Annotated in this window: 12 tRNA genes and 1 rRNA gene; all 13 read left to right on the top strand. The window is 46.7% G+C overall.

What is annotated here, in order from left to right:
• A 5S ribosomal RNA gene (gene rrf, locus ACUW85_RS09520) occupies positions 1–94 on the top strand; the annotation flags it as partial.
• An 11-nt stretch (positions 95–105) separates the two neighbouring features.
• Positions 106–179: transfer RNA gene (locus ACUW85_RS09515), tRNA-Asn, on the top strand.
• Between the two features lie 20 nt (positions 180–199).
• Positions 200–286: transfer RNA gene (locus tag ACUW85_RS09510), tRNA-Ser, on the top strand.
• Positions 287–302: 16 nt separating this feature from the next.
• Positions 303–374, top strand: a tRNA-Glu gene (locus tag ACUW85_RS09505).
• Positions 375–382: 8 nt separating this feature from the next.
• A tRNA-Val gene (locus tag ACUW85_RS09500) sits at positions 383–455 on the top strand.
• 25 nt (positions 456–480) lie between these two features.
• Positions 481–553 (top strand) — tRNA-Asp (locus ACUW85_RS09495).
• Positions 554–576: 23 nt separating this feature from the next.
• Positions 577–649 (top strand) — tRNA-Phe (locus ACUW85_RS09490).
• Between the two features lie 3 nt (positions 650–652).
• A tRNA-Tyr gene (locus ACUW85_RS09485) sits at positions 653–733 on the top strand.
• Positions 734–768: 35 nt separating this feature from the next.
• Positions 769–839, top strand: a tRNA-Trp gene (locus tag ACUW85_RS09480).
• 23 nt (positions 840–862) lie between these two features.
• A tRNA-His gene (locus ACUW85_RS09475) sits at positions 863–935 on the top strand.
• Positions 936–944: 9 nt separating this feature from the next.
• Positions 945–1,016: transfer RNA gene (locus ACUW85_RS09470), tRNA-Gln, on the top strand.
• A gap of 13 nt (positions 1,017–1,029) precedes the next feature.
• A tRNA-Cys gene (locus ACUW85_RS09465) sits at positions 1,030–1,100 on the top strand.
• A gap of 40 nt (positions 1,101–1,140) precedes the next feature.
• Positions 1,141–1,224: transfer RNA gene (locus tag ACUW85_RS09460), tRNA-Leu, on the top strand.
• The last annotated feature ends 134 nt before the right edge of the window (positions 1,225–1,358 follow it).

The following is a 1,358-nucleotide window of genomic DNA, read 5'->3' as shown; positions in this document are numbered from 1 at the left end:
ACACACCTGTTCCCATCTCGAACACAGAAGTTAAGCTTCTTAGCGCCGAATGTAGTTGGGGGTTTCCCCCTGTGAGACTAGGACGTTGCCATGCAGTATTAATATTCCGCAATAGCTCAGTTGGTAGTAGCGCTTGACTGTTAATCAAGATGTCGTAGGTTCGAGTCCTACTTGCGGAGTTGGTAGAGTTCCTTGCCTTGGAGAGTTGTCCGAGAGGCCGAAGGAGCACGATTGGAAATCGTGTAAACAGGAAACTGTTTCGAGGGTTCGAATCCCTTACTCTCCGTAAAAAAATATTTTATGGCCCGTTGGTCAAGCGGTTAAGACACCGCCCTTTCACGGCGGTAACACGGGTTCGAGTCCCGTACGGGTCATTATTCTAGGAGAATTAGCTCAGCTGGGAGAGCGTCTGCCTTACAAGCAGGATGTCGGGGGTTCGAGCCCCTCATTCTCCATTAGAATTTTGTTTTACAAATACCTGGTCCCGTAGTGTAGCGGTTATCACGCCTCCCTGTCACGGAGGAGATCGCGGGTTCGATTCCCGTCGGGACCGTTAGTTTAAAATATTATTAATATGGTCTGATAGCTCAGTTGGTAGAGCACTTGATTGAAGCTCAAGGTGTCGGCAGTTCAAATCTGTCTCGGACCATACGGAGGGATAGCGAAGTGGCCAAACGCAGCGGACTGTAAATCCGTTCCTTCGGGTTCGAAGGTTCAAATCCTTCTCCCTCCATTTATCTTTTTTAAACTATGGGATATTACTTGGATAGGGACATAGTTAAACGGTATAACTACGGTCTCCAAAACCGTCATTGTGGGTTCGATTCCTACTGTCCCTGTTTTTACTAATATTATTATTTTGGCGGGTGTGGCGAAGTGGTTAACGCATCGGTTTGTGGCACCGACACTCGTGGGTTCGATTCCCATCACTCGCCCTTTTTTATTGGGATATAGCCAAGCGGTAAGGCAACAGACTTTGACTCTGTCATGCGTTGGTTCGAATCCAGCTATCCCAGTTTTTTTATTTATGGCGGTATAGCCAAGTGGTAAGGCATGGCTCTGCAAAAGCTTGATCGCCGGTTCAAATCCGACTACCGCCTTTCACGCTTTTTGAAAGACATGCAAATATTATATTGATTTGCCGGTGTGGCGGAATTGGCAGACGCGCTGGACTCAAAATCCTGTGTCCTTACGGACGTGCCGGTTCGACCCCGGCCACCGGTATCAAATGAAGCATCAACGATTTATGCGTTGGTGTTTTTTTGGTTCTATAATAAATAGTGTTGGTGAGATTCAATTGAGTCTCATCGGCACTATTTTTGTGTACGCAAAAAGAAGGACATGATATCCTTATTTCA

This window comes from Aerococcus sp. 150760013-2 (assembly GCF_053627715.1).
This window is presented reverse-complemented; position numbering and strand designations above follow the sequence as displayed.